We start from the raw sequence: 23,227 nt of genomic DNA on the forward strand, positions 1-23,227 counted from the left end.
TCGCGGGCCCTGCGCCCGTGATTACCACCAGGCCTCGCCGATCCCATGAGCGATACCCCCGTCTCCCCGGCAGCAGCGTCCATCGCGAATTCCATCGTTGGCGGCAAGGCGGCGGGTACGCAGAGCCGTTATTTCAAGGACAACCTGGCACGCTGGGTGGTCTGGACCGGCGGCCTCGGCGTGATCGTCGCGCTGATGCTGATCTTCGTCTACCTGCTCTCCGAGGTGTTCCCGCTGTTCAAGGGTGCCGAGTTCGAGCAGCGCCAGAGCTTCGTGGTGCCGGGCGGGCAGGGCAAGACCCTGTACTTCGCGGCCGAGGAGCAGGGCGAGGTCGGCATGCGCCTGACCGACTCGGGCGCCGTGACCTTCTTCGATCTCTACGATGGCAAGCAGCGCGGCCAGATCCAGTTGCCCCTGGGCGAGCAGGGCCTGGTGGGCGCGCGCGAACTGTCGGCCGAAGCCGGCACCGTCGGTGCGCAGCTCTCCGACGGTTCGGTGCTGGTGTTCCGCCACAAGTACCTGATCACCTATCCCAACGACAAGCGCCTGATCACCCCGGAGATCGAGTATCCCTTCGGCGAGGCGCCGCTGGCCTTCATGTCGGAGGGCGGCCATGCCCTGGCCCTGCGCGAGGAGCGCGGCACGCTGCTGATGGCGGCTGCCGACACGGCCGGCTCGGTGCATCTGCGCGCCTGGGAGAAGCAGGAATCGCTGATGGGCGACGTCAGCTTCGACGTCGGCTCCGAGAGCACGTTCGCGCCGCCGGTGAAGCCGGACCTGCTGCTGATCGAGCCGCTGCTGAGCTGGCTCTACGTGATCGACCGCGCCGCCGGCAAGATTGCCTTCTACAAGCTCGATGGCGGCAACAGCCCGCAGCTGGTGCACATCTACGACACCGGTGCGCCGGTCGAGGATGCGCGCTACCTGGCCGGTGGCATCTCGATCGTGGTTGCCCAGGCCAACGGCGTGGTATCGCAGTGGTTCCCGGCCCGCGACAAGGACGGCAACCACTACCTGGCACGCGTGCGCGAGTTCGACCTGCCGGGCGGCAAGCCGATCACCGCGATCGGCCCGGAAATGCGCCGTCGCGGCTTCGCCGTGGGCGACAGCGAGGGCCACGTGGCGGTGTACTACGCCACCGCCGAGCGCCTGATCGAGGAGCGCAAGGTCCTGGACGGTCCGGTGAAATTCCTCAGCTTCAACCCCCGCGCCCAGTATCTGGCCGTGCTCGGAGCCGACGGCAAGCTGGCCGGCTTCGACGTGCACAACGAGCACCCGGAAGTGTCCTTCAAGGCGCTGTGGGGCAAGGTCTGGTACGAGAGCTACGACGACGAGAAGTGGCTGTGGCAGTCGTCCTCGGCCTCCTCGGACTTCGAGCCCAAGTTCAGCATGACGCCGCTGTCGGTCGGCACGATCAAGGGCGCGTTCTACGCCATGATCTTCGCCATTCCGCTGGCGGTGCTGGGCGCGATCTTCACCGCCAATTTCATGTCGCCGGAAATGCGCCAGGTGGTCAAGCCCTCGGTCGAGGTGCTGGCGGCGCTGCCGTCGGTGATCCTGGGCTTCCTCGCCGGCCTGTGGCTGGCGCCGTTCGTGGAAACCAACCTGCCGGGTGTGTTCCTGACGCTGCTGCTGCTGCCGCTGTCGATCCCCATCTTCGGCTATGTCTGGACGCGCATGCCGCGCTCGATCCGCCTGCGCACCCCGGCGGGCTGGGAAGCGGCCATGCTGATCCCGGTGATCGCGGTGGTGGTGTGGTTCTGCTTCGCCATCGCCAAGCCCCTGGAGGCCATGGCCTTCGGCGGCAACATGCAAGCCTGGATGGATCACACCCTGGGCATCGGCTACGACCAGCGCAACGCCCTGGTCGTGGGCATCGCCATGGGTATCGCGGTGATCCCGGTGATCTTCTCCATCGCCGAGGACGCGATCTTCTCGGTGCCGCGGCAGCTGTCGCTGGGCTCCCTGGCGCTGGGCGCCACGCCCTGGCAGACCCTGGTGGGCGTGGTGCTGCCCACGGCCTCGCCCGGCATCTTCTCGGCGGTCATGATCGGCATGGGCCGTGCGGTCGGCGAGACCATGATCGTGCTGATGGCCACCGGCAATACCCCGGTGACCGATTTCAGCATGTTCCAGGGCATGCGCACCTTCGCCGCCAACATCGCGGTGGAAATGCCGGAGTCCGAGGTCGGCAGCACGCACTTCCGGCTGCTGTTCTTCGCAGGCCTGGTGCTGTTCCTGTTCACCTTCGTGCTGAACACACTGGCGGAAGTCGTGCGCCAGCGCCTGCGCAAGCGCTACAGCAACCTCTAAGAGCTGACAGATCATGGAAAAGCCAGCCGAACTGAAGGCCGCCACCTACGACTTGGTCGCGCGCGACACCCGCAGCGTGGGGTCCTACGTCAAGTCGGGCGCGCCCTGGGTGTGGGTGACCGCCGCGGCGATCTCCGTCGCCTTCATCATCACCATGGCCCTGCTGCTGCTGACGGCGGCGCGCGGCCTGCCGCACTTCTGGCCGGCCGACCTGGTGCAGGCGGTCTACAAGGAGCCGGGCAAGGAGCAGCAGAGCCTGCTGGCCGAGATCCGCAGCACCGAGGAAGTCACCTCGGCGCGCCTGATCAACGCCGGCCTGCCGGTGTCCGACAAGCAGCCGCTCTACGACCGCCTGCTGCTGAAGATCGCCAACCGCGATCTCGGCGGCGTGGACTTCCGCTACGTGCTGTCCGACTGGCTGGTCGAGCGTTCGGAGCCCAAGGACGCCACCGTCCTGGAGCGCGTCGAATGGGGCAACTTCCACGGCTTCGTCGTGGCCCTCAAGGAGGGCGACCAGCTCGTCGCCAGTGGCGAGGACGCCTGGAAGAAGTACCAGGAACGCCAGGATCGCGTGAGCGACCTGCGCGGCAAGGTCCGCGACATCGAAAGGGGCCGTATCGGCGCGGTCAACTACGACCTGGAGCGCCTGCGCCTGCAGCAGCGCCGCCTGGAACTGGACGGCAAGAGCGCCGAACGCAACCCCAAGGAGTTCGCCGCCATCGAGGCCCAGCGCAAGCTGGAAGACGCGAGATACGAGAAGCTGCGTGTCGAACTGGACAAGCTCAACGCCGAAATGGGCCGCGATGCGCTGGTGATGAAGACGGTGGATGGTCATGAGATGACCCTGCCGCTGGCCAAGGTGATCCAGGGCTACCGTCCCAACGACATGGGCCTGTTCGCCAAGACCGGTTTCTTCCTCGGTGCCATCTGGCACTTCGTTTCCGAGGAGCCGCGCGAGGCCAACACCGAGGGCGGCATCTTCCCGGCGATCTTCGGCACGGTGATGATGGTGATGATCATGTCGGTGATCGTCACGCCCTTCGGTATCCTGGCGGCGCTGTACCTGCGCGAGTACGCCAGGCAGGGCCCGTTGACCCAGGCGATCCGCATCGCGGTGAACAACCTGGCCGGCGTGCCGTCCATCGTGTTCGGCATGTTCGGCCTGGGCTTCTTCGTCTACTTCGTCGGCGCCAACATCGACAAGGCGCTATACCAGGAGAACCTGCCGTCGCCGACCTTCGGCACGCCGGGCATCCTCTGGGCCTCGTTGACCCTGGCGCTGCTGACCCTGCCGGTGGTGATCGTGGCCACGGAAGAGGGCCTGGCGCGCATTCCGCGCTCGCTGCGCGAGGCCTCCCTGGCGCTGGGCGCCACCAAGGCCGAGACCCTGTGGAAGGTGGTGCTGCCGATGGCCTCGCCGGCGATGATGACCGGCCTGATCCTGGCCATCGCCCGTGCTGCCGGTGAGGTGGCGCCGCTGATGCTGGTGGGTGTGGTCAAGCTGGCGCCCAGCCTGCCGCTGGACGGCAACCTGCCGTTCATCCACTTTGAACGCAAGTTCATGCACCTGGGCTTCCACATCTACGACGTCGGCTTCCAGTCGCCCAACGTCGAGGCCGCCCGGCCGCTGGTGTACGCCACGGCCTTCCTGCTGGTGCTGGTGATCCTGTCGCTGAACCTGACCGCCATCCGAATCCGCAACAAGTTGCGCGAACGCTACAAAGCGCTGGAACATTGAGTCCAGGCCCCGACCGCGCGAAACCCCCAATGGAAAACAAAGCCATGACCGGTGTTCAAGTAAAGACCTCGCTGACCCACGGCCTCGATATGGATGCCATCGCCCGTGAGCATGCCCCCGTTCGCCTCGAGGACGAGACGATCGCGCTGGAGGTGGACAACCTCAATCTCTACTACGGCGAGAAGCGGGCGATCAACGGCGTCAGCATGAAGATCCCGAAGAAGAAGGTCACCGCCTTCATCGGACCCTCCGGCTGCGGCAAGTCGACGCTCCTGCGGTGCTTCAACCGCATGAACGACCTGATCGACGGCTGCCGCATCGAGGGCGAGATTCGCCTCGAGGGCAAGAACATCTTCGACCGCGACGTCGACATCGCGATGCTGCGCCGCCGCGTCGGCATGGTGTTCCAGAAGCCCAACCCGTTCCCCAAGAGCATCTACGAGAACGTGGCCTATGGCCTGCGCCTGGCGGGCATCAACAAGAAGCGCACGCTGGACGAGACCGTGGAGTGGGCGCTCAAGGGCGCGGCACTGTGGGAGGAGGTCAAGAACCGCCTTGACGACTCCGCCCTGGGCCTGTCCGGCGGCCAGCAGCAGCGCCTGGTGATCGCCCGCGCCATCGCCATCCAGCCCGACGTGATCCTGCTCGACGAGCCCTGCTCGGCGCTGGATCCGATCTCGACGCTGAAGGTGGAAGAGCTGATCACCGAGCTGAAGAGCAACTACACGATCGTGATCGTGACCCACAACATGCAGCAGGCCGCCCGCGTGTCGGACTACACGGCCTTCATGTACGTCGGCGACCTGATCGAGTACGGCAACACCGACCAGCTGTTCACCAAGCCGACGAAGAAGCAGACCGAGGACTACATCACTGGACGTTACGGCTGAAACCCGCAGGGTTTCCAGCGGAATCCCCAGCTACCAGGACGCATAGAGGGCAGATATGAGCACCCCCGGTTACAAGACCCACATCTCCAGCCAGTTCAATGCCGAACTGGAAGACGTCCGCCAGCGCGTACTTGCGATGGGTGGCCTGGTCGAGCAGCAGATCATCGACGCCACCCGTGCGCTGATGGATGCCGACCATGCGCTCAGCCAGGAAGTGATGCGTGCCGATGCCAAGGTCAACCAGCTGGAGGTCTACATCGACGAGGAATGCTCGCGCATCCTCGCCCGGCGCCAGCCGACCGCCAGCGACCTGCGCCTGGTCTACGCGGTGATCAAGACCATCACCGATCTCGAGCGCATCGGCGACGAGGCCAACAAGATCGCGCGCATGGCCTCCGACCTGTCGAGCCAGGAGCGTTTCTCCGACGGCATGGTCGAAGTGCAGCACCTGTCGCGCCACGTGTCGCAGATGGTGCATGACGCGCTCGATGCCTTCGCCCGCATGGACGCCGAGACGGCCCTGGCCGTGGCGCGTGAAGACCAGCAGATCGACCGCGAGTACGAGGCGCTGCTGCGCCAGTGCATCACCTTCATGATGGAAGACCCGCGCACGATCCGTCGCGTGATGGACATCATCTGGAGCGTGCGTGCGCTGGAACGTATCGGCGACCACGCCAAGAACATCGCCGAGTACGTGATCTACTTCGTCAAGGGCAAGGACGTTCGCCACCTGCCACTGGAAGACGTGGAGCGCCAGGTGAAGGGTCTCTGATCCCGCGCCTGCGGGAAAGAAACAAGGCCTCCGCAAGGAGGCCTTTTTCTTTGGCAGCCGGCAAGGGGCGGAACTGCTGCTTGCTCAGCCGCGCCGGCGCTTGACCGCTTCCGACAGCGTCTCCAGCACGCCGGCCGAGTCGTCCCAGCCGATGCAGGCGTCGGTGATGCTCTTGCCGTACTCCAGCGCCGCCGCGGGGTCCTTGCCCGGCGTGAACTTCTGTGCGCCGGCCTGCAGGTGGCTTTCCACCATCACGGCGAAGATACGCCGCGAGCCGCCGGACAGCTGTGCGGCGATGTCGCGCGCCACGTCGATCTGGCGCTGGTGCTGCTTGGCGCTGTTGGCGTGGCTGCAGTCGACCATCAGCGTGGGCGGCAGCCCGGCGCCTTCCAGTGCCTTGCAGGCCGCCTCGACGCTGGCCGCGTCGTAGTTCGGTGCGCTGCCGCCGCGCAGGATCAGGTGGCAGTCGGGGTTGCCCTCGGTGCGCACGATGGCGACGTGGCCATTCTTGTGCACCGACAGGAAGTGGTGTCCGCGCGCCGCCGCCTGGATCGCATCGGTGGCGACCCGGATATTGCCGTCGGTGCCGTTCTTGAAGCCGATGGGCGCAGACAGGCCCGAGGCCAGCTCGCGGTGCACCTGGCTCTCCGTGGTGCGTGCGCCGATGGCGCCCCAGGAGATCAGGTCGCCGATGTACTGCGGCGAGATGACGTCGAGGAACTCGCTGCCGGCCGGCAGCCCCAGGCGGTTGATGTCGATCAGCAGCTGCCGCGCGATGCGCAGGCCCTCGTCGATGCGGCAACTCTCGTCGAGGTAGGGATCGTTGATCAGGCCCTTCCAGCCGACCGTGGTGCGCGGCTTCTCGAAGTAGACCCGCATCACGATCTCCAGGGTGCCGGCGTACTTCTCGCGCCCGGCGCGCAGGCGGTGGGCGTACTCCAGGGCAGAGGCGGGGTCGTGGATGGAGCAGGGGCCCATCACGACCAGCAACCGGTCGTCGCGGCCGGCCAGGATGTCCTGGATACGGCCGCGGGTGTCCTTGACCAGCGTCTCCACCGCGGTGCCGCGGATGGGGAAGAAGCGGATCAGGTGCTCTGGAGGGGGTAGCACGTTGATGTCCTTGATGCGTTCGTCGTCGGTCCGGCTGGTCTTGTCCGCGCTGGACTGCCAGCCGGCGGGGTCGTTCGTGTTGCTCATGGGGGTTCTCGGTCTGGGATTCCTGGAGGCATAAAAAAACCGCCGGGGCTTTCGCACCGGCGGTTTTCTGGGAAGCGTGGTTTTGAGTCTGTTACGCGCGCGCCCTTCGTCCGCCGGAAGCCGGAGACCAGAAGTACGCAAAATAGGAGGGGCGGTTAAGCGACATGGCCGGGACTATAGCTTCTGGAAGCAGTGCTGGGCAATGCCCCAGGCCACCGCCGAGATGAAGGCGGAGGCGGGGATCGTCAGTACCCAGGCCCAGACGATGCTGCCGGCCACACCCCAGCGCACGGCCGAGACCTTGCGCGAGGAGCCGACGCCGACGATGGCGCCGGTGATGGTGTGGGTGGTGGACACGGGGATGCCCAGGGCGGTGGCGAAGAACAGCGTCATCGCGCCACCGGTCTCGGCGCAGAAGCCGCCAACCGGCTTGAGCTTGGTGATCTTCTGCCCCATGGTCTTGACGATGCGCCAGCCGCCGAACATCGTGCCCAGCGCGATCGTGACGTAGCAGGAGAACACCACCCACACCGGCACCGGGTCGGCGGCCGTGGTGATGCCGGCGGCGATCAGCAGCATCCAGATGATGCCGGCAGTCTTCTGCGCGTCGTTGCCGCCGTGGCCCAGGCTGTAGAGCGAGGCCGAGACCAGCTGCAGGCGGCGGAAGCGGCGGTCGACCTTGCGCGGGTTGCTGCGGAAACACAGCCAGGACACCGCCAGCATCAGCAGCGAGCCGAGCAGGAAGCCCAGCATCGGCGCCACCACGATGAAGGCGACGATCTTGATCAGGCCGGCCTTGATCAGCGCGCCGGTGCCCACCTTGGCCACGCCGGCACCGACCAGGCCGCCGACCAGCGCGTGCGAGGAGGACGAGGGCAGGCCGTACCACCAGGTGATCAGGTTCCAGGCGATGGCGCCGGTCAGTGCGCCGAAGATGACGTACTGGTCGATGATCGAGGGATCGATCGTGCCCTTGCCGATCGTCGCCGCGACCTTGAGCGGGAAGATGAAGTAGGCGATGAAGTTGAAGCTGGCCGCCCACAGCACGGCCCACTGCGGCTTGAGCACGCCGGTGGACACGACGGTGGCGATGGAATTGGCCGCGTCATGGAAACCGTTCATGAAATCGAACAGCAGCGCCATGATCACCAGCAGGACGACGATCTCGATGCTCATCGTGGGGCTCGTCCGGACTCAATTGTTTTCCAGCACGATGCCTTCGAGGATGTTGGCGACGTCCTGGCAGCGATCGGTCACGGACTCCAGCAGCTGGTAGATTTCCTTCATCTTGAACAGCTGGCGGGTATCGGCTTCCTCGCGGAACAGCTTGGCCATGGCCGAGCGCATCACGTGGTCCGCGTCGCTCTCCAGGCGGTCGATGATCTTGCACTCGGCCAGTATCGCCTGGGCGTTCTTCATGTCCGGCAGCAGCCTGACCGCGGCGCGGACCCGCTCGGTGCTCTCCAGGCAGATCGCGGCGAGCTGGCCGGCTTCATCGGTGACATGGTCGATGTCGTACAGGAACATGCACTGCGAGACGTCTTCCATCAGGTCGAGGATGTCGTCCATGCGCACGATCAGCTGGTGGATCTCGTCGCGGTCCAGCGGGGTGATGAAGGTCTGGTGCAGCAGCTGCATCGTGTCATGCGTGATCTTGTCGGCCACATGCTCGATGGTCTCGATGTTGCGCTTGCGCACGGCCAGCTCGCCGACGTTGGCCATCAGGGCCTTGAGTTCCACCGCGCCCAGCACCAGCTGCTCGGCATGTTCGACGAAGAACTCGAAGAAGCGACCTTCTTTGGGCATCAGACGTCCGAACACTTTGCTTCTCCTGTCATTTCCGGGTTCCGGGCGCCGCTATCCGCCGCCCGCAAAAGGGCGCGAAGGATAGGGGAGACACCCTCCTTCTGTCACATTTCTGTCACAATTAAGCCGCCATTAAGGCTGGGTTTCAACTTCTTGCCGTTTAATATCAAGTTCTTGGCGTGAGCAGAGCGGGGCTTTACACTGCGCCGCCTATGCCCCCCGCAAGCTGAAAGCCTTTGTCCTGTCGACCCTCCTGCTGGTCCTGAGCGTCGGCCTGGTCTCTTTTTCCGTCTATCTGCTGAGCCTGGACAAGCAGATCCGGGAGCGTTTTGCCGGTGCCCGCTGGCAATTGCCGGCCCAGGTCTATGCTTCCCCGGCCGAGCTCTACCCCGGGCTCAACATCGAGCCGCAGCCCCTGCGCCACGAACTGGGCCGCCTGGGCTACCGCGAAGTGCAGGAACTGCAGGGGCCCGGCACCTACGTGGCAGGCAAGGGTGGCCTGCAGTTGCAGACCCGTGCCTTCCAGTTCTGGGACGCCAACCAGCCCAGCCTGCAGCTGGGGGTGAAATGGGGCGAAGACGGCAACGTCTCCGAGGTCTACGACCTGGAGGCCGGGGCGCCGCGCGACATCGTGCGCCTGGATCCCATGCTGATCGGCAGCATCTATCCCAAGCAGGGCGAGGACCGGGTACTGGTCAAGCTGTCGCAGGTGCCGGAGCTGATGAGCAAGGGCCTGCTGGCGGTCGAGGACCGCAGCTTCCGCCATCATTTCGGCATCAGCCCCAAGGGCGTGCTGCGCGCCAGCATCGCCAACATGCGTGCCGGCCGCGTGGTGCAGGGCGGCAGCACCCTGACCCAGCAGCTGGTCAAGAACTTCTTCCTCAACAGCAAGCAGACCTGGGGGCGCAAGATCAACGAGGCCTTCATGGCCGTGCTGCTGGAAGTCCACTACAGCAAGGACGAAATCCTCGAGGCCTATCTCAACGAGGTGCACCTGGGCCAGGACGGCAACCGTGCCGTGCATGGCTTCGGCCTGGGCGCGCAGTTCTACTTCAACAAGCCGCTGGGCGAGTTGCGCCCGTACGAGATCGCCCTGCTCGCGGGCATGGTCAAGGGTCCTTCGTACTACAACCCGCGGCGCAATCCCAAGCGCGCGCTGGAGCGGCGCAACCTGGTGCTGGACGTCTTCCGCGACGAGGGCCTGATCACCGAGCCGGAACATGCGGCAGCGATCCAGATGCCGCTGGGCCTGGCCGGTGGCGGCAGCGGCGTCGAGCGCTATCCGGCCTTCGTCGAGCTGGTGAAGCGCCAGCTCAAGGGCCAGTACCGCGACGAGGACCTGGTCAGCGAAGGCCTGCGCATCTTCACCACGCTGGAGCCGCGCGCGCAGGAGTCGCTGGAGAAGCGCATCGCCGCCGCCCTGCCGCAGCTGGAGAAGACGCGCAAGATGAAGCCGGAGACGCTGGAGGCGTCCGGCGTGGTCACCAGCGTCGACGGTGGCGAGGTGCTGGCCCTGGTCGGCGGGCGCGATACGCGCTACGCCGGCTTCAACCGCGCGCTGGATGCCAAGCGCTCCATCGGTTCGCTGGCCAAGCCCTTCGTCTATCTCACGGCGCTGATGCACCCGGACCGCTTCAACGTCCAGACCCTGCTGCCGGACGAGCCGATCAGCCTGACGCGGGCCGGGTCCAAGCCCTGGACGCCGATGAACTACGATCGCCAGCTGCACGGGCCGCAGTCCCTGGCCAATGCCCTGGCCCAGTCCTACAACCTGCCCACGGTCTACCTGGGCCTGCAGTTCGGGGCCAAGGCGGTCAAGGACACGCTGGTCGCGGCCGGCTACAGCGGCAATGCCGCGCCGGTGCCCTCGATGTTCCTGGGCGCGGTGGAGATCGCGCCGCTGGAAGTGGCGCAGATGTATGCCACCCTGGCGGCCAACGGCTACCAGGCGCCGCTGTCGGCGATCCGCGAAGTGCAGACCAAGGACGGCGCGCCGCTGTCGCGCTTCCCGATCAAGCTGCGCCAGACCCTGCCCGAAGGCCCGGTCTACCTGCTCAACTGGACGCTGCAGGGCGTGCTGACGCGTGGCACGGCCCGCTCCGCCTACAGCGTGCTGCCCGGCGACCGTGCCTACGCCGGCAAGACCGGCACCACCGACGACTACCGCGACAGCTGGTTCGCCGGCTTCGGCGCCGACCGTGTCGCCGTGGTCTGGGTCGGCCGCGACGACAACAAGCCCACCGGCCTGTCCGGCGCCAACGGCGCCCTGCCGATCTGGACGCAGGTGATGAAGGATCTCAATGCCCGCGGCCTGGACCAGATTCCTCCGCCGGACGTGGAAGAGCAGCTGGTCGATCCCGCCAGCGGCCTCAAGGCCGACGAAGGCTGTCCGGGCGCGCGCAGCGTGCCTTACGTGCGCGGCAATGCCCCGCAGCAGTTCGCGCCCTGCGCCTCTGCCGCGGAGTCGGCGCCCATGCAGTGGCTGCGCGATATCTTCCAGTAGCCCGCAAGACCTGAAGACCCCGGTCCGCAAATGAACGCGAATCAACGCAAATGCTCCGCCTGGATTCGCGTTCATTTGCGTTCATTTGCGGACTGAGTACCGCTTCTGGAGTGGCTCCGGCGCGCTAGAATGGCGCCGATCGCTTCCGCCGAGATGCACCCCATGCTGCTGCGCGCCTTCCTGTTGAGCCTCATCGCCCTGGTGCTGAGCGCCTGCGCCACGCCGCCGGGCAAGCGCGAAAGCGTGTGGCCCTATCCGCAACCGCCCAGTGGCCAGCCGGCCCAGACCATTCCGCCGCGGCCGGGCCCGGCCATGCCTTCGGAGCCGGTGCCCGGCATGCCCTCGCCGCTGCCGCCGTCGCAGCCGGAAATGCTGCCGCAGGCGCCCATCGTGGTGACGCCGCCGGCGCCCAACGTGCCGCGCTCGGCCGAGGCCATCAGTGGCCAGGCCGTGACCTCCCTGGTCAAGCAGGCACGCGCGCAGCGCGCCGCCGGCCAGCCGCAGCAGGCGCAGGGTTCGCTGGAGCGCGCCCTGCGCATCGAACCGCGCAATTACTTCGTCTGGTCGGCCATGGCCCAGGCCTACCTGGACCAGAAGAACTACGACCAGTCCGAGAGCGTGGCGCAGAAGTCCAACAGCCTGGCGCGCGGCAACGTCTACGTCGAGCTGGAGAACTGGAAGACCATCCGCGCCGCACGCGCCGCACGCGGCGATGCGGCCGGCGCCCAGTCGGCGCAGGACCGCGTCAACGCGATCCAGGCGGCCCTGGCAGGGAACGCGCCATAACAACTTTCGCGGCGATGGACGACTCCGCCGCCGCGCTGCTCGGCGCGGAAGGACCGCTGGCCGCCAGCGTTCCGCAGTTCACGCCGCGCCTGCCGCAGCAGGAGATGGCCCAGGCTGTGGAGCTGGCCCTGCGCCGCGAGGAGACCCTGGTGGTCGAGGCCGGCACCGGCACCGGCAAGACCTACGCGTACCTGGTGCCGGTGCTGATGTCCGGCCGCCGCGTCGCCATTTCCACCGGCACCAAGACCCTGCAGGACCAGCTGTTCCACCGCGACCTGCCGCGCGTGCGCGATGCCCTGGGTCTGCCGGTGCGGGTGGCGCTGCTCAAGGGGCGCGGCAACTACCTGTGTCTCTACCGCATGAAGCGCGCGCGCCTGGTGCCGGCGCTGAAGTTCCTGTTCCTGCGCCTGCGCGAGGTGGAGGACTGGGCGCGCCGCACCCAGACCGGCGAGATCTCCGAACTGGGCAGCCTCGATGGTGAAGAGATGCTGGTGCGCCAGATCACCTCCACCAGCGACAACTGCGTGGGCAGCCGCTGCCCGGACTTCGACCAGTGCCATGTCGCGCGCGCGCGCCGCAATGCGCAGGCGGCCGACGTGGTGGTGATCAACCATCACCTGCTGTTCGCCGACTTCGTGCTCAAGGAAGAGGGCTTCGGCCAGATCCTGGCGGGCACCGATGCCATCGTCGTCGACGAGGCCCACCAGCTGCCGGAACTGGCGGCGCAGTTCTTCGGACAGCGCCTGTCCACGCGCCAGCTGCAGGAGCTGGCCAAGGACACGCAGACCGAGGCCGACAATCTCGGCGACATGCCGCAGCTGCGCGAGGCGGCCGAGGCGCTGGCCGCCGCCAGCGTGCGCTTCGAGAACGCTTTCTCGGGGCCGATGAACCGCATCACCCTGGACGAGTTCCTGTCGCGGCCGCTGACGCGCGAGCTTTGCGCCACGGTCGGCGACGCGCTGCAGGCGCTGTTCGAAGCGGTGAAGCCCTTCGAGGAGCGCAATGCCGAGCTGGCCGGCTGCGTCACCCGCGCCGACGACCTGCTGCGCCGCTACGGCCACATCACCGCCGGCATCGATCCGGGCCAGGTGCGCTGGGCCGAGCCGGCACAGCGCGGCGGCAGCCTGCATTCGACGCCGATCCTGGTTGCCGATGGCTTCCGCCGCATGCTGGAGACCTATCCGGGCGCCTGGGTGCTGACCTCGGCAACCCTGGCCACCAGCGACGGCTTCGGCCACTTCACCCGCGAGCTGGGGCTGGAGCAGGCCAGGAGCCTGCAGCTCGACAGTCCCTTCGACTTCGAGGCCCAGGCGCGGCTGTACCTGCCGCGCGGCCTGCCGGAACCCAATCATCCCGAGTATCCCGAGGCCGTGGTCACGGCGGCCCTGCCCGTGATCGACGCCAGCCGCGGCGGCGTCTTCGTGCTCTGCACCAGCCACCGCGCGCTCAAGCGCATCGCCGCCGGCCTGCGCGCGCGTTTGCAGCTGCCGATCTTCGTGCAGGGCGAGGACAGCCGCTCGGCGCTGCTCGATGCCTTCACCCAGGACGGCAATGCCGTGCTGGTGGGCACCAGCAGCTTCTGGGAGGGTGTGGACGTCAAGGGCCAGGCGCTGCGCGTGGTGATCATCGACAAGCTGCCCTTTACCGCGCCGGGCGATCCGGTCTACGAGGCCAAGCTCGAGGCCATCCGCCGCGCCGGCGGCAAGCCCTTCTTCGACCTGCAGCTGCCCGAGGCCATCGTCATGCTGCGCCAGGGCGTCGGCCGCCTGATCCGCGACGCCGAGGACCGCGGCCTGCTGATGCTCTGCGACCCGCGCCTGCGCAGCAAGGGTTATGGCCGGCAGGTGCTGGCGAGTTTGCCGCGGATGCCGCAGCTGGAGAACCTGGGCGAGGTGCGGGACTGGATGGAGGAGATTGCAATCTGAATGTGGGAGCGGCTTTAGCCGCGATCTTTTGGGGCGAGTGCAGAAAAGATCGCGGCTAAAGCCGCTCCCACAGGAAAGCCTCCCTGCGACAATACGCCCATGAAACTCCTCGCCCTCGATACCGCCACCGAAGCCTGTTCCGTCGCCCTGTCCGTGGACGGCCGTATCGAGGAGCGCTTCGAGCTTGCCGGCCGCAGTCACACCGAGCGCATGATGCCGATGGTGCAGGAGCTGATGGCGGGGGCAGGGCTGGCCTTCTCCCAGCTCGACGGCATCGCCTGCGGTGTCGGCCCCGGCAGCTTTGCCGGCGTGCGCATCGGCGTCGGTTTCGTGAAAGGACTGTCGCTGGCGCTGGACCGTCCGGTGGCGGGCGTGTCCTCGCTGCCGGCGATGGCGCTGCGCGCGATCCGTGGCGGCGCGCCGCAGGTGCTGGCGGCGATCGATGCGCGCATGAACGAGGTCTACTGGGGCGTCTACCGCGCCGGCGCCGACGGCCTGCCGCAGCCGCTGCGCGACGAGATGGTCTGCGCGCCGGCCGGGGTGCCGGCCGTCGATTCCGGTGACTGGGTGGCCGTGGGGACCGGCTGGGGCGCCTATCCTGAGGCCCTGAGGGTCGCGGCGGGCGTTGAACCGCAGCTCATGGTGCCCGACGCCCTGCCGCATGCCGAGGACATCCTGCGTCTCGCCCTGCCGGTATTCGCCGCCGGCCAGGCCGTCTCCGGTGACCTGCTGCTGCCGGTGTACCTGCGCAACAAGGTGGCGCTGACCCTGCTGGAGCAGGCCGCGCTGCGGGCCAGCAGATAGCTGTAGCCGCAGCCGGCCGATTCAGGCAGAATTCGCGTCCCTCGCGCCGGTCCCCGGCACGAAACCTGTCTATGGTGGCCCGTGCCGGCCCTCCGCGACGGCAAGCCGTGAACCCCGCCAGGCCCGGAAGGGAGCAACGGCAGCGGTGTAGCTGGGTGCCGGAGTAAGCTGGTACGGGCCGCCACCCTATTGAAGCTCCGCCAGGCTACTACGCTAGGCATCTTGCGCGTCGGCGGTGCTCGCGATCCTCACGTACTGATGTACGCTCCGCGTTTGACTAAGCGGGCCTGACATTGAGTCAGCCCCGCCCTGGGCCAAACGCCTCCGCTCCGGCGCCACGCAACCTGCCGTCGCTCGCTACGCCTGACGAAGCTTCAATGCCTTGTTCCAGGGGTGAATTTCCAGACTGGTCTGGCCCGCCCCAATCCGCGACAATCCCGGTTCATCCAAAACACCGCCATCCATGAGCTATCTCGCGCTGGCCCGCAAGTACCGTCCGCGGAAATTCGAGGACGTGATGGGGCAGGGGCATGTCGTCAAGGCGCTGTCGCATGCGCTGGACGGCGACAAGCTGCACCCGGCGATCCTGCTGACCGGTACGCGCGGCGTGGGCAAGACCACGCTGGCGCGCATCATCGCCAAGTGCCTCAACTGCGATACCGGTGTCAGCGCCAATCCCTGCGGCGTCTGCTCGGCCTGCAAGGAGGTGGACGAGGGCCGCTGCGTGGACCTGCTGGAGATCGACGCGGCGTCGAACACCGGCGTCGACGACGTCCGCCAGGTGATCGAGAACGCGCAGTACGCACCGGCGCGCGGGCGCTACAAGGTCTACCTGATCGACGAAGTCCACATGCTGTCCAAGAGCGCCTTCAATGCGCTGCTCAAGACGCTGGAGGAGCCGCCGCCGCACGTGAAGTTCATCCTCGCCACCACCGACCCGCAGAAGCTGCTGGTGACGGTGTTGTCGCGCTGCCTGCAGTTCAACCTCAAGCGCCTGCCGGTGGCGGTGATCCGCGACCAGTTGGCCAAGGTGCTCGACGACGAGGCCATGGCCTACGAGATCGCGGCGCTGACCGAGATTGCGCGCGCGGCCGATGGTTCGATGCGCGACGGCCTGTCGCTGGTGGACCAGGCGATCGCCTTCTCCGGCGGCCATGGCATCAAGCGCGAGGGCGTGGAGGAGATGCTCGGCACCACCGGCCGGCAGACCCTGTTCGAGATCCTGGCGGCCCTGGCCGGTGGCGACGCCGATGCCTTGCTGGCCTGCATCCAGCGGCTGGAGGAGCAGGCCCCGGACTACGGCGCGCTGCTCAACGACCTGGCCGGCCACCTGCAGCGCATCGCCGTGCTGCAGCTGCTGCCCAATGCCCGCAACGAGGAAGACGATGCGGCGCTGGTGGACCTCAAGGATCGCATCGGCAACGAGGACGTGCAGCTGTACTACCAGATCGCCGTGCTGGGCCGCCGCGACATGCCCTGGGCGCCCGATCCGCGCCTGGGCTTCGAGATGACCCTGCTGCGCATGCTGGCCTTCCGCCCGGGCTCTGCGCCCGCGCAGAGCGCCGGCAGCAGCAGCCAGGCCAAGGCTGCGCCGGCCGCATCGCGCCCGGCCGCCGCCGCAGCTGCCGCGTCCGCTACCCCGGCCGCCCGTGGCAGTCCTGCCGCCGCCCCTGCGCCGGTGCAGCAGGCCACGCCTGCTCCGGCCCGCGTCGTGTCGCCGCCGGTGCTGCTGCGCGCCGATGCCGCCTGGGACGAGCGTGTCGAGGCCCTGGGCCTGGATGGCTTCACCAAGCCGCTGGCGCGCAACTGCGCCTGGGTCGGCCGCGACGGCAGCACCGTCAGCCTGACGCTGGATTCACGCCTCAAGCACCTGCTGCAGGAGCCGCGCCGCGCGGTGATCGAGCAGGCACTGTCGGCGCAGCTCGGTGAGGCGATCGCGCTGCGTATCGAGATTGCGACCGCGCCGGTCGCGGACACGCCGGTGGAGCTGGACAAGCAGCGCGCCACCGACCGCCAGCGCGCAGCCGAGGCGGCGATCGACGCCGACCCGGTGGTGCGCGCGTTCAAGGACATGTTCGGCGCCAGCGTGCGCCCCGGCTCCGTGCAGCCGCTCGACTCATAAAGGAATCAGGAGATCCCCATGAAAGGCAATATCGGCCAGATGATGCGTCAGGCCCAGCAGATGCAGGAAAACCTCAAGCGCGCGCAGGACGAGATCGCGCAGATGGAGGTCACGGGCGAGTCTGGCGCCGGCATGGTCAAGGTCACGATGACCGGCAAGTACCAGGCGCGCAAGGTCGAGATCAACCCGGCCGCGCTGCAGGAAGACAAGGAATTCCTCGAGGACCTGGTCGCCGCCGCGATCAACGACGCCGCGCAGAAGGTGGAAGAAGCCAGCCGTCAGAAGATGGCGAAGGTCACCGCCGGCATGCAGCTGCCGCCGGGGATGAATCTCGGCTTCTAAACCCGCACTACTTGCCGATCACCGCGCGCCAGGCTTCGAGCTTGTCCGCCGCCGGCCGGCTGGCATGCGCCGGGCTGGTGGAGGGCAGGCGCTGGTATTCGATATGGGCGTCGCTGACGTCCAGCAGGGGCATGACGTACTGCTGGTAGCTGCTCTGCGCCTTGCTGCCGTTGAAGAACACGCGCCAGATTTTCGGATGGCGGCGGTAGAACAGGCCGAAGTCGTTGGCGACGATCGATTCCTCGACGATGCTGGAATCCAGGCTGCCGGGGCGCTCGCAGCGCGCCAGCACATCCCACATCGCGATGCCGTGCTGTCGCAGCAGCGCCATGCGACGGGCATAGGGCAGGTCTGGGCCGGCACCGATCAGCTCGCCCATCAGCCACCAGAACTGGTTGCGCGGGTGGGCGTAGTACTGCTCCTCGCGCAGCGATGCCGCTCCAGGCATGGAGCCCAGGATCAGGATCGTGGAACGCTCGTCGGCGACCGGCGCAAAGCTTTGCACCATGCTCATGGCGATCGTCGGATAGGCGCTCGGCGCATTCTGCTCATCGAAAGTCTGGAACAGCATGGTTGTCGGGGCCCCGTCAGGATCGGTTTCAACGGTTTGCTTATAGCAGCCCGCTTTCACACCGTAGCCCGCCGGGGGACGAGAGCCCGGTACTGACCGGCCCAGCGGTCGTCCGCAGGCTGGTCAGTCCTATCTTCCCCCGGATGGGGTATCCCCGGAAATGGGAAATTTGACGGGTGTCAGGATGTGCTCAGCCCTCGTTCGACATGCTCAAGCCCTCTTGGCTTGCGCGCCGGGGTTCAGCTCTGGACCCGCTTGACCAGGGGCTCGTCCAGGTCCTTGCTGCGCAGGCGCTTCTGGATGCTGCGCAGGATGCCCGGGCCGTCCAGCCCGATCTGGGACATCAGTTCCTCGCGGCTGCCGTGCTCGATGAACTGGTCGGGCAGGCCGAGGTTGAACACCGGCACCAGCTGGTGGTGCTGGGCCAGCAGTTCGTTGACGCCGCTGCCGGCGCCGCCCGCGCGGGCATTGTCCTCGAGGGTCACCAGCAGGTCGTTTTCCTGGGCCAGCTGCAGCACCAGTTCGGCGTCCAGCGGCTTGACGAAGCGCATGTCGGCAACCACGGCGTCGAGCATGTCGGCCGCTTCCAGCGCCGGCTGCACCATCGCGCCGAAGGCCAGGATGGCGACGCGCGGGCGGCGGCGGCCGATGGCTTCGCGCACGATGCGGCCCTTGCCCAGGGTCAGCGGGCGCGGCTCCTCGTCGATCTCCACGCCCAGGCCGTTGCCGCGCGGGTAGCGCACCGCCGAGGGCTGGCTCAGCGACAGGCCGGTGGCGAGCATGCGGCGGCACTCGTTCTCGTCCGAGGGCGCCATCACCACCATGTTGGGGATGCAGCGCAGGTAGGACAGGTCGAAGGCGCCGTGGTGGGTGGCGCCGTCGGCGCCCACCAGCCCGCCGCGGTCCACCGCGAACACCACCGGCAGGTTCTGGATCGCGACGTCGTGGATCAGCTGGTCGTAGCCGCGCTGCAGGAAGGTGGAGTAGATCGCGCAGACCGGCTTGAGGCCTTCGGCGGCCATGCCGGCGGCCAGCGTCACGGCATGCTGCTCGGCGATGCCGGCGTCGAAGTAGCGCTCCGGGAAGCGCTGGGAGAACTCCACCAGGCCGGAGCCTTCGCGCATCGCCGGGGTGATGCCGACCACCTTGGGGTCACGCGCCGCGGCCTCGCAGAGCCAGTCGCCGAAGACCTGGGTGTAGGCCGGCTTGCCGCCCGGCTTCTTGGCCGGGAAGGCGCCGGTCACGGGGTCGAACTGGGTGACGCCGTGGTACTTGATCGGGTCGGCCTCGGCCGGGTCGAAGCCCTTGCCCTTGACCGTCAGCACGTGCAGCAGCTGCGGGCCCCTGGCGTCCTTCAGGCGCTCGAAGGCGGCGAGCAGGGCGTCGAGGTCGTGGCCGTCGATGGGGCCGTGGTAGCTGAAGCCCAGCGTCTCGAACAGCGCGCCGGGATTCTCCAGGTGCGCCTCGTTGTGCTCGTCGTCGTCCGTGGTCAGGCGGTTGCCGTGCGGGGCGGCGAGGCCGAGCTTGTTCACCAGCCTTGCCGAGTGGTTGCGCAGGGCGCCGACGTTCTCGGAGATCGACATGTCGTTGTCGTTGTAGACCACCAGCATGTCCAGGCCGATATGGCCGGCGTGGTTCAGGGCCTCGAAGGCCATGCCGCCGGTCATGCCGCCGTCGCCGATGATGGCGACCGCACGGCGCTTCTCGCCCTTGATGCGCGCCGCGGCGGCCATGCCGGCGGCAGCGGAGATCGAGGTGGAGGAGTGGCCCACGCCGAAGGTGTCGTACTCGCTTTCGCCGCGGTGGCAGAACGGCATCAGGCCGTTGAGGCGGCGGATCGTCTCCAGGCGCGCGCGGCGGCCGGTGATCATCTTGTGCGGGTAGGCCTGATGGCCCACGTCCCAGACCAGGCGGTCGCGCGGCGTCTCGAAGGCGTAGTGCAGCGCCAGCGTCAGTTCCACGGTGCCGAGGTTGGCGGCGAAGTGCCCGCCGATGCGGCCCAGCGTTTCGATCAGGTAACGCCGCATCTCCACCGCCAGGTGAGGCAGCTCGGAGAGCGGCAGGCGACGCAGATCCGCCGGCGTGTTCACGCGGCCCAGCAAGGTGTAACCGGGAATTTCGACCATGTCGGAATTATGAACCCTAGGTGCGCCACATTGGTGCAATCGCCGTGCAATTATGCGTTTCTTGCTGCAATGCAGCAAACCCGCCGCTTCAGGCTAGCGCTTGCGCCCCTGGATGTGATTGGCCAGCCAGATCAGCGGCTCGGCCTCCGGGCCAAAGACGTTGATGGCGGCACGGGCGATGTCGAACAGCTCCTCGGCGCGCTCGCGCGCGGCCGGCAGGCCCATGACGGCCGGGTAGGTGGACTTGTGGGCCGCCTCGTCCTTGCCGGCGGTCTTGCCCAGCGTGGCGGCGTTGCCCTCGATGTCGAGGATGTCGTCCTGGATCTGGAAGGCCAGGCCCAGGCACTTGCCGTAGCGGTCCAGGGCATAGAGGTGGGCGCTGTCCAGCGGCGACTTGGCGTAGCAGGCCATCAGCAGGCAGGCGCGGATCATGGCGCCGGTCTTGTGGATGTGCAGGGCTTCCAGCTCGGGCAGGCTCAGCTCCTTGCCCTCGGACTCCAGGTCCACCGCCTGGCCGCCGACCATGCCGCGGGAGCCGGCGGCATCGCCCAGCACCTCGATCATCTTCAGGCGCTGCAGCGGGTCCAGGCCGGAGCCATGGTCGTGGGCCAGCACGAAGAAGGCCAGGGCCTGCAGGCCGTCGCCGACCAGGATCGCGGTGGCCTCGTCGTAGGCCTTGTGAACGGTGGGTCGGCCGCGGCGCAGGTCGTCGTCGTCCATCGCCGGCAGGTCGTCGTGGACCAGCGAGTAGGCGTGGATCAGCTCCGCGGCGCAGGCCGGGGTGTCCAGGGCGGTGGGCGGCAGGCCCAGCACCTCGCCGGCGGCGTAGACCAGCAGGGGGCGCAGGCGCTTGCCGCCGTCGCTGGCATAGCGCATCGCGGCATGCAGGCGGGCCGGGTACTGGGTTTCCTGGGGCAGCCAGCGGTCGAAGCTGCGGCGCAGGCGTTCCTGGTAGGCCGGGACGCGTTCGGCGAAGGAAGCGCCGTTCACGCGTCGGCGTCCGGTTCCAGCAGCTTGCGCACGCGCAGCTCGGCACCGTCCAGCGAGCCGCGGCAGGTCTTGCTCAGGGCCATGCCGCGCTCGAACAGCTGCAGCGACTCCTCCAGGCGCAGGTCGCCGCGCTCCATGCGCTGGACGATCTCCTCCAGCTCGCGCATCGCGTCCTCGAACTGGCTGACGGGATCGGCGGGGGCTTCGGGCTGCGGGCTGGAGGGCTTGGCCATGTACCTAAAGTATTGAGTTATCAGTCCGGTATTGTAGCGAGGTTGAATCCCCGGCAGGCATCCGTTAGCTTCCGCCGCTTCCCAGATTCCAGACGACATGGCTGCCAAAGACTACTCCGCAGAAGCCATCGAGGTGCTGCAGGGCCTCGACCCCGTGCGCAAGCGCCCGGGCATGTACACCGACACCACCCGCCCCAACCACCTGGCGCAGGAAGTCATCGACAACGCGGTCGACGAGGCGCTGGCCGGCCATTGCCGCAATCTCGGCGTGATCCTCCACGAGGATGGCTCGCTGGAGGTGTCCGACGACGGCCGCGGCATGCCGGTGGACATCCACCCGGTGCACAAGGTCACCGGCGTCGAGCTGATCCTGACCAAGCTGCACTCGGGCGCCAAGTTCTCCAACAAGCAGTACCAGTTCTCCGGCGGCCTGCATGGCGTCGGCGTCAGCGTGGTCAACGCGCTGTCGACCAAGCTGGAGGTGCGCGTCTGCCGCGGTGGAGTCGAGTACTCGATCGAGTTCCGCGACGGCGAGCGTTCCAGGCCGCTGAAGGAAATCGGTACGGTGGCGAAGAACCGCACCGGCACCACGGTGCACTTCTGGGCCGACCCCAAGTATTTCGACAGCCCCAAGTTCTCGCTGCCGCGCCTGAAGCAGGTGCTGCGCGCCAAGGCCGTGCTGTGTCCCAACCTGCGCGTGTCGCTGGAGGACCGTGCCAGCGGCGAGAAGCAGGTCTGGCAGTACGAGAACGGCCTGCCGGATTACCTGAAGGACTCGCTGCAGGGCGCCGAGACGCTGCCGGCCGAGCCTTTCATCGGCAGTTTCAAGGCGACGCGGGAAGAAGCCGAGTGGGCGCTGGTCTGGCTCAACCAGGAAGGCGGCCGCAGCGAGCCGGTGGCCGAGAGCTACGTCAACCTGATCCCGACCGCGCAGGGCGGCACCCACGTCAACGGCCTGCGCACCGGCCTGACAGAGGCGGTGCGCGAGTTCTGCGAATTCCGCAGCCTGCTGCCGCGCGGCCTCAAGCTGACGCCGGAAGACGTCTGGCAGGGCTGCGCCTACGTGCTCAGCGTGAAGATGCAGGACCCGCAGTTCGCCGGCCAGACCAAGGAGCGCCTGTCCTCGCGCGAAACCGCGGCCTTCGTCTCCGGCGTGGTGCACGATTCCTTCAGCCTGTGGCTGAACCAGCACCCGGAGCAGGGCGAACAGATCGCGGCGCTGGTCATCGCCAACGCCAACGCGCGCCTGAAGCTGTCCAAGCAGGTGGTGCGCAAGAAGATCACCAGCGGCCCGGCGCTGCCCGGCAAGCTGGCCGACTGCGTGCAGACCGATCTCGGCCGCACCGAGCTGTTCCTGGTGGAAGGCGACTCCGCCGGCGGCTCCGCCAAGCAGGCGCGCGACCGCGAATTCCAGGCGATCATGCCGCTGCGCGGCAAGATCCTGAACACCTGGGAAGTGGACGCCAACGAGGCCCTGGGCTCCGACGAAATCCACAACATCAGCGTCGCCATCGGCGTCGATCCGGGCGCGACCGACATCAGCGGCCTGCGCTACGGCAAGGTCTGCGTGCTGGCCGACGCCGACTCCGACGGACTGCACATCGCCACGCTGCTGTGCGCGCTGTTCCTCAAGCACTACAAGCCGCTGGTGGAAGCCGGGCATATCTATATCGCGATGCCGCCGCTGTTCCGCATCGACGCCGGCAAGCAGGTGTTCTACGCGCTGGACGAAAGCGAGAAGCAGGGTGTGATGGACCGCCTCAGTGCTGAGGGCAACAAGTCCAAGATCCAGGTCACGCGCTTCAAGGGCCTGGGCGAAATGAATCCGCTGCAGTTGCGCGAGACGACCATGTCGCCGGATACGCGCCGCCTGGTGCAGCTGACGCTCGACGACACTCCTGCCGAGCAGATCGTCGACATGCTGCTGGCCAAGAAGCGCGCCGGTGACCGCAAGGACTGGCTGGAGCGCGAAGGCAACCGCGCGGAAACCTGAAACCCATCGGTCCGCAAATTAACGCAAATGAACGCGAATAAAAACCCGAATAAGAACCCTGTATCGCTGGGGTATTTGCGTTCATTCGCGTTCATTTGCGGACTGCATAATCTTTA

At 67.4% G+C, this 23,227-nt stretch carries 18 protein-coding genes and 1 other RNA gene; 12 read left to right on the plus strand and 7 right to left on the minus strand.

Annotation, left to right across the window (positions count from 1 at the left end):
* Window positions 1-45: 45 nt before the first annotated feature.
* The 4 genes from D0B54_RS10355 to phoU are packed head-to-tail and all read left to right on the plus strand — an operon-like array spanning window position 46 to window position 5,713.
* A complete protein-coding gene (locus D0B54_RS10355) occupies window positions 46-2,313 on the plus strand; it encodes an ABC transporter permease subunit (RefSeq protein WP_117291254.1) in 2,268 nt (755 codons plus the stop codon).
* 13 nt (window positions 2,314-2,326) lie between these two features.
* The gene (gene pstA, locus D0B54_RS10360; RefSeq protein ID WP_117291255.1) at window positions 2,327-4,051 is read left to right on the plus strand and encodes a phosphate ABC transporter permease PstA; all 1,725 of its coding nucleotides are present in this window, start codon (window positions 2,327-2,329) and stop codon (window positions 4,049-4,051) included.
* A 44-nt stretch (window positions 4,052-4,095) separates the two neighbouring features.
* Window positions 4,096-4,941: a phosphate ABC transporter ATP-binding protein PstB gene (gene pstB / locus D0B54_RS10365; RefSeq protein ID WP_117291256.1), complete on the plus strand. Its 846-nt coding sequence runs from the start codon at window positions 4,096-4,098 to the stop codon at window positions 4,939-4,941.
* 55 nt (window positions 4,942-4,996) lie between these two features.
* Window positions 4,997-5,713: a phosphate signaling complex protein PhoU gene (phoU, locus tag D0B54_RS10370; RefSeq protein WP_117291257.1), complete on the plus strand. Its 717-nt coding sequence runs from the start codon at window positions 4,997-4,999 to the stop codon at window positions 5,711-5,713.
* An 84-nt stretch (window positions 5,714-5,797) separates the two neighbouring features.
* On the opposite strand, the gene D0B54_RS10375 is transcribed toward phoU, so the two are convergent.
* The 3 genes from D0B54_RS10375 to D0B54_RS10385 all read right to left on the minus strand — a co-directional run bounded on the left by D0B54_RS10375 (window position 5,798) and on the right by D0B54_RS10385 (window position 8,731).
* Window positions 5,798-6,910 carry a 3-deoxy-7-phosphoheptulonate synthase gene (locus D0B54_RS10375; RefSeq protein ID WP_117291258.1) on the minus strand — a complete coding sequence of 371 codons (1,113 nt, stop codon included), beginning with the start codon at window positions 6,908-6,910 and terminating at the stop codon, window positions 5,798-5,800.
* Between the two features lie 174 nt (window positions 6,911-7,084).
* Window positions 7,085-8,086 carry an inorganic phosphate transporter gene (locus D0B54_RS10380; protein WP_117291259.1) on the minus strand — a complete coding sequence of 334 codons (1,002 nt, stop codon included), beginning with the start codon at window positions 8,084-8,086 and terminating at the stop codon, window positions 7,085-7,087.
* 18 nt (window positions 8,087-8,104) lie between these two features.
* Window positions 8,105-8,731 carry a DUF47 domain-containing protein gene (locus D0B54_RS10385; protein ID WP_117291260.1) on the minus strand — a complete coding sequence of 209 codons (627 nt, stop codon included), beginning with the start codon at window positions 8,729-8,731 and terminating at the stop codon, window positions 8,105-8,107.
* 247 nt (window positions 8,732-8,978) lie between these two features.
* On the opposite strand from D0B54_RS10385, the gene mrcB reads away from it, so the two are divergent.
* The 7 genes from mrcB (at window position 8,979) to D0B54_RS10420 (ending at window position 17,198) form a co-directional block, all read left to right on the plus strand.
* Window positions 8,979-11,219: a penicillin-binding protein 1B gene (gene mrcB / locus D0B54_RS10390; protein WP_240433630.1), complete on the plus strand. Its 2,241-nt coding sequence runs from the start codon at window positions 8,979-8,981 to the stop codon at window positions 11,217-11,219.
* 129 nt (window positions 11,220-11,348) lie between these two features.
* Window positions 11,349-12,005, plus strand: coding sequence for a tetratricopeptide repeat protein (locus D0B54_RS10395; protein ID WP_117291262.1), 657 nt, complete (start codon window positions 11,349-11,351; stop codon window positions 12,003-12,005).
* Between the two features lie 14 nt (window positions 12,006-12,019).
* On the plus strand, window positions 12,020-13,930 hold the full coding sequence (locus D0B54_RS10400) for an ATP-dependent DNA helicase (RefSeq protein WP_117291263.1): 1,911 nt from the start codon (window positions 12,020-12,022) through the stop codon (window positions 13,928-13,930).
* 99 nt (window positions 13,931-14,029) lie between these two features.
* Window positions 14,030-14,734 carry a tRNA (adenosine(37)-N6)-threonylcarbamoyltransferase complex dimerization subunit type 1 TsaB gene (tsaB, locus tag D0B54_RS10405; protein WP_117291264.1) on the plus strand — a complete coding sequence of 235 codons (705 nt, stop codon included), beginning with the start codon at window positions 14,030-14,032 and terminating at the stop codon, window positions 14,732-14,734.
* Between the two features lie 81 nt (window positions 14,735-14,815).
* Window positions 14,816-14,912: signal recognition particle sRNA small type (gene ffs, locus D0B54_RS10410), an RNA gene on the plus strand.
* Between the two features lie 285 nt (window positions 14,913-15,197).
* Window positions 15,198-16,856, plus strand: a complete 1,659-nt coding sequence (dnaX, locus tag D0B54_RS10415) for a DNA polymerase III subunit gamma/tau (protein ID WP_117291265.1) — start codon at window positions 15,198-15,200, stop codon at window positions 16,854-16,856.
* A gap of 18 nt (window positions 16,857-16,874) precedes the next feature.
* Window positions 16,875-17,198 carry a YbaB/EbfC family nucleoid-associated protein gene (locus D0B54_RS10420; protein WP_205527322.1) on the plus strand — a complete coding sequence of 108 codons (324 nt, stop codon included), beginning with the start codon at window positions 16,875-16,877 and terminating at the stop codon, window positions 17,196-17,198.
* A 7-nt stretch (window positions 17,199-17,205) separates the two neighbouring features.
* Here the strand turns inward: D0B54_RS10420 and D0B54_RS10425 are convergent, their stop codons facing one another.
* The 4 genes from D0B54_RS10425 to xseB all read right to left on the minus strand — a co-directional run bounded on the left by D0B54_RS10425 (window position 17,206) and on the right by xseB (window position 21,118).
* Window positions 17,206-17,769: a DNA-deoxyinosine glycosylase gene (locus D0B54_RS10425; protein ID WP_240433590.1), complete on the minus strand. Its 564-nt coding sequence runs from the start codon at window positions 17,767-17,769 to the stop codon at window positions 17,206-17,208.
* A 239-nt stretch (window positions 17,770-18,008) separates the two neighbouring features.
* The gene (dxs, locus tag D0B54_RS10430) at window positions 18,009-19,895 is read right to left on the minus strand and encodes a 1-deoxy-D-xylulose-5-phosphate synthase (RefSeq protein ID WP_117291267.1); all 1,887 of its coding nucleotides are present in this window, start codon (window positions 19,893-19,895) and stop codon (window positions 18,009-18,011) included.
* A 93-nt stretch (window positions 19,896-19,988) separates the two neighbouring features.
* Window positions 19,989-20,885, minus strand: coding sequence for a polyprenyl synthetase family protein (locus D0B54_RS10435; RefSeq protein ID WP_117291268.1), 897 nt, complete (start codon window positions 20,883-20,885; stop codon window positions 19,989-19,991).
* The gene (gene xseB, locus D0B54_RS10440) at window positions 20,882-21,118 is read right to left on the minus strand and encodes an exodeoxyribonuclease VII small subunit (RefSeq protein ID WP_117291269.1); all 237 of its coding nucleotides are present in this window, start codon (window positions 21,116-21,118) and stop codon (window positions 20,882-20,884) included. Before xseB ends, D0B54_RS10435 begins: the two co-directional genes overlap by 4 nt.
* A gap of 97 nt (window positions 21,119-21,215) precedes the next feature.
* Here xseB and parE point away from each other — a divergent pair, with 97 nt between their 5' ends.
* Window positions 21,216-23,111 (plus strand): DNA topoisomerase IV subunit B, encoded by a 1,896-nt coding sequence (gene parE, locus D0B54_RS10445; RefSeq protein WP_117291270.1) that lies wholly within the window; start codon window positions 21,216-21,218, stop codon window positions 23,109-23,111.
* Window positions 23,112-23,227 lie beyond the last annotated feature (116 nt).

It is taken from the genome of Solimonas sp. K1W22B-7 (assembly GCF_003428335.1).
In the GTDB taxonomy this organism is placed as follows: Bacteria; Pseudomonadota; Gammaproteobacteria; order Nevskiales; family Nevskiaceae; genus Solimonas_A.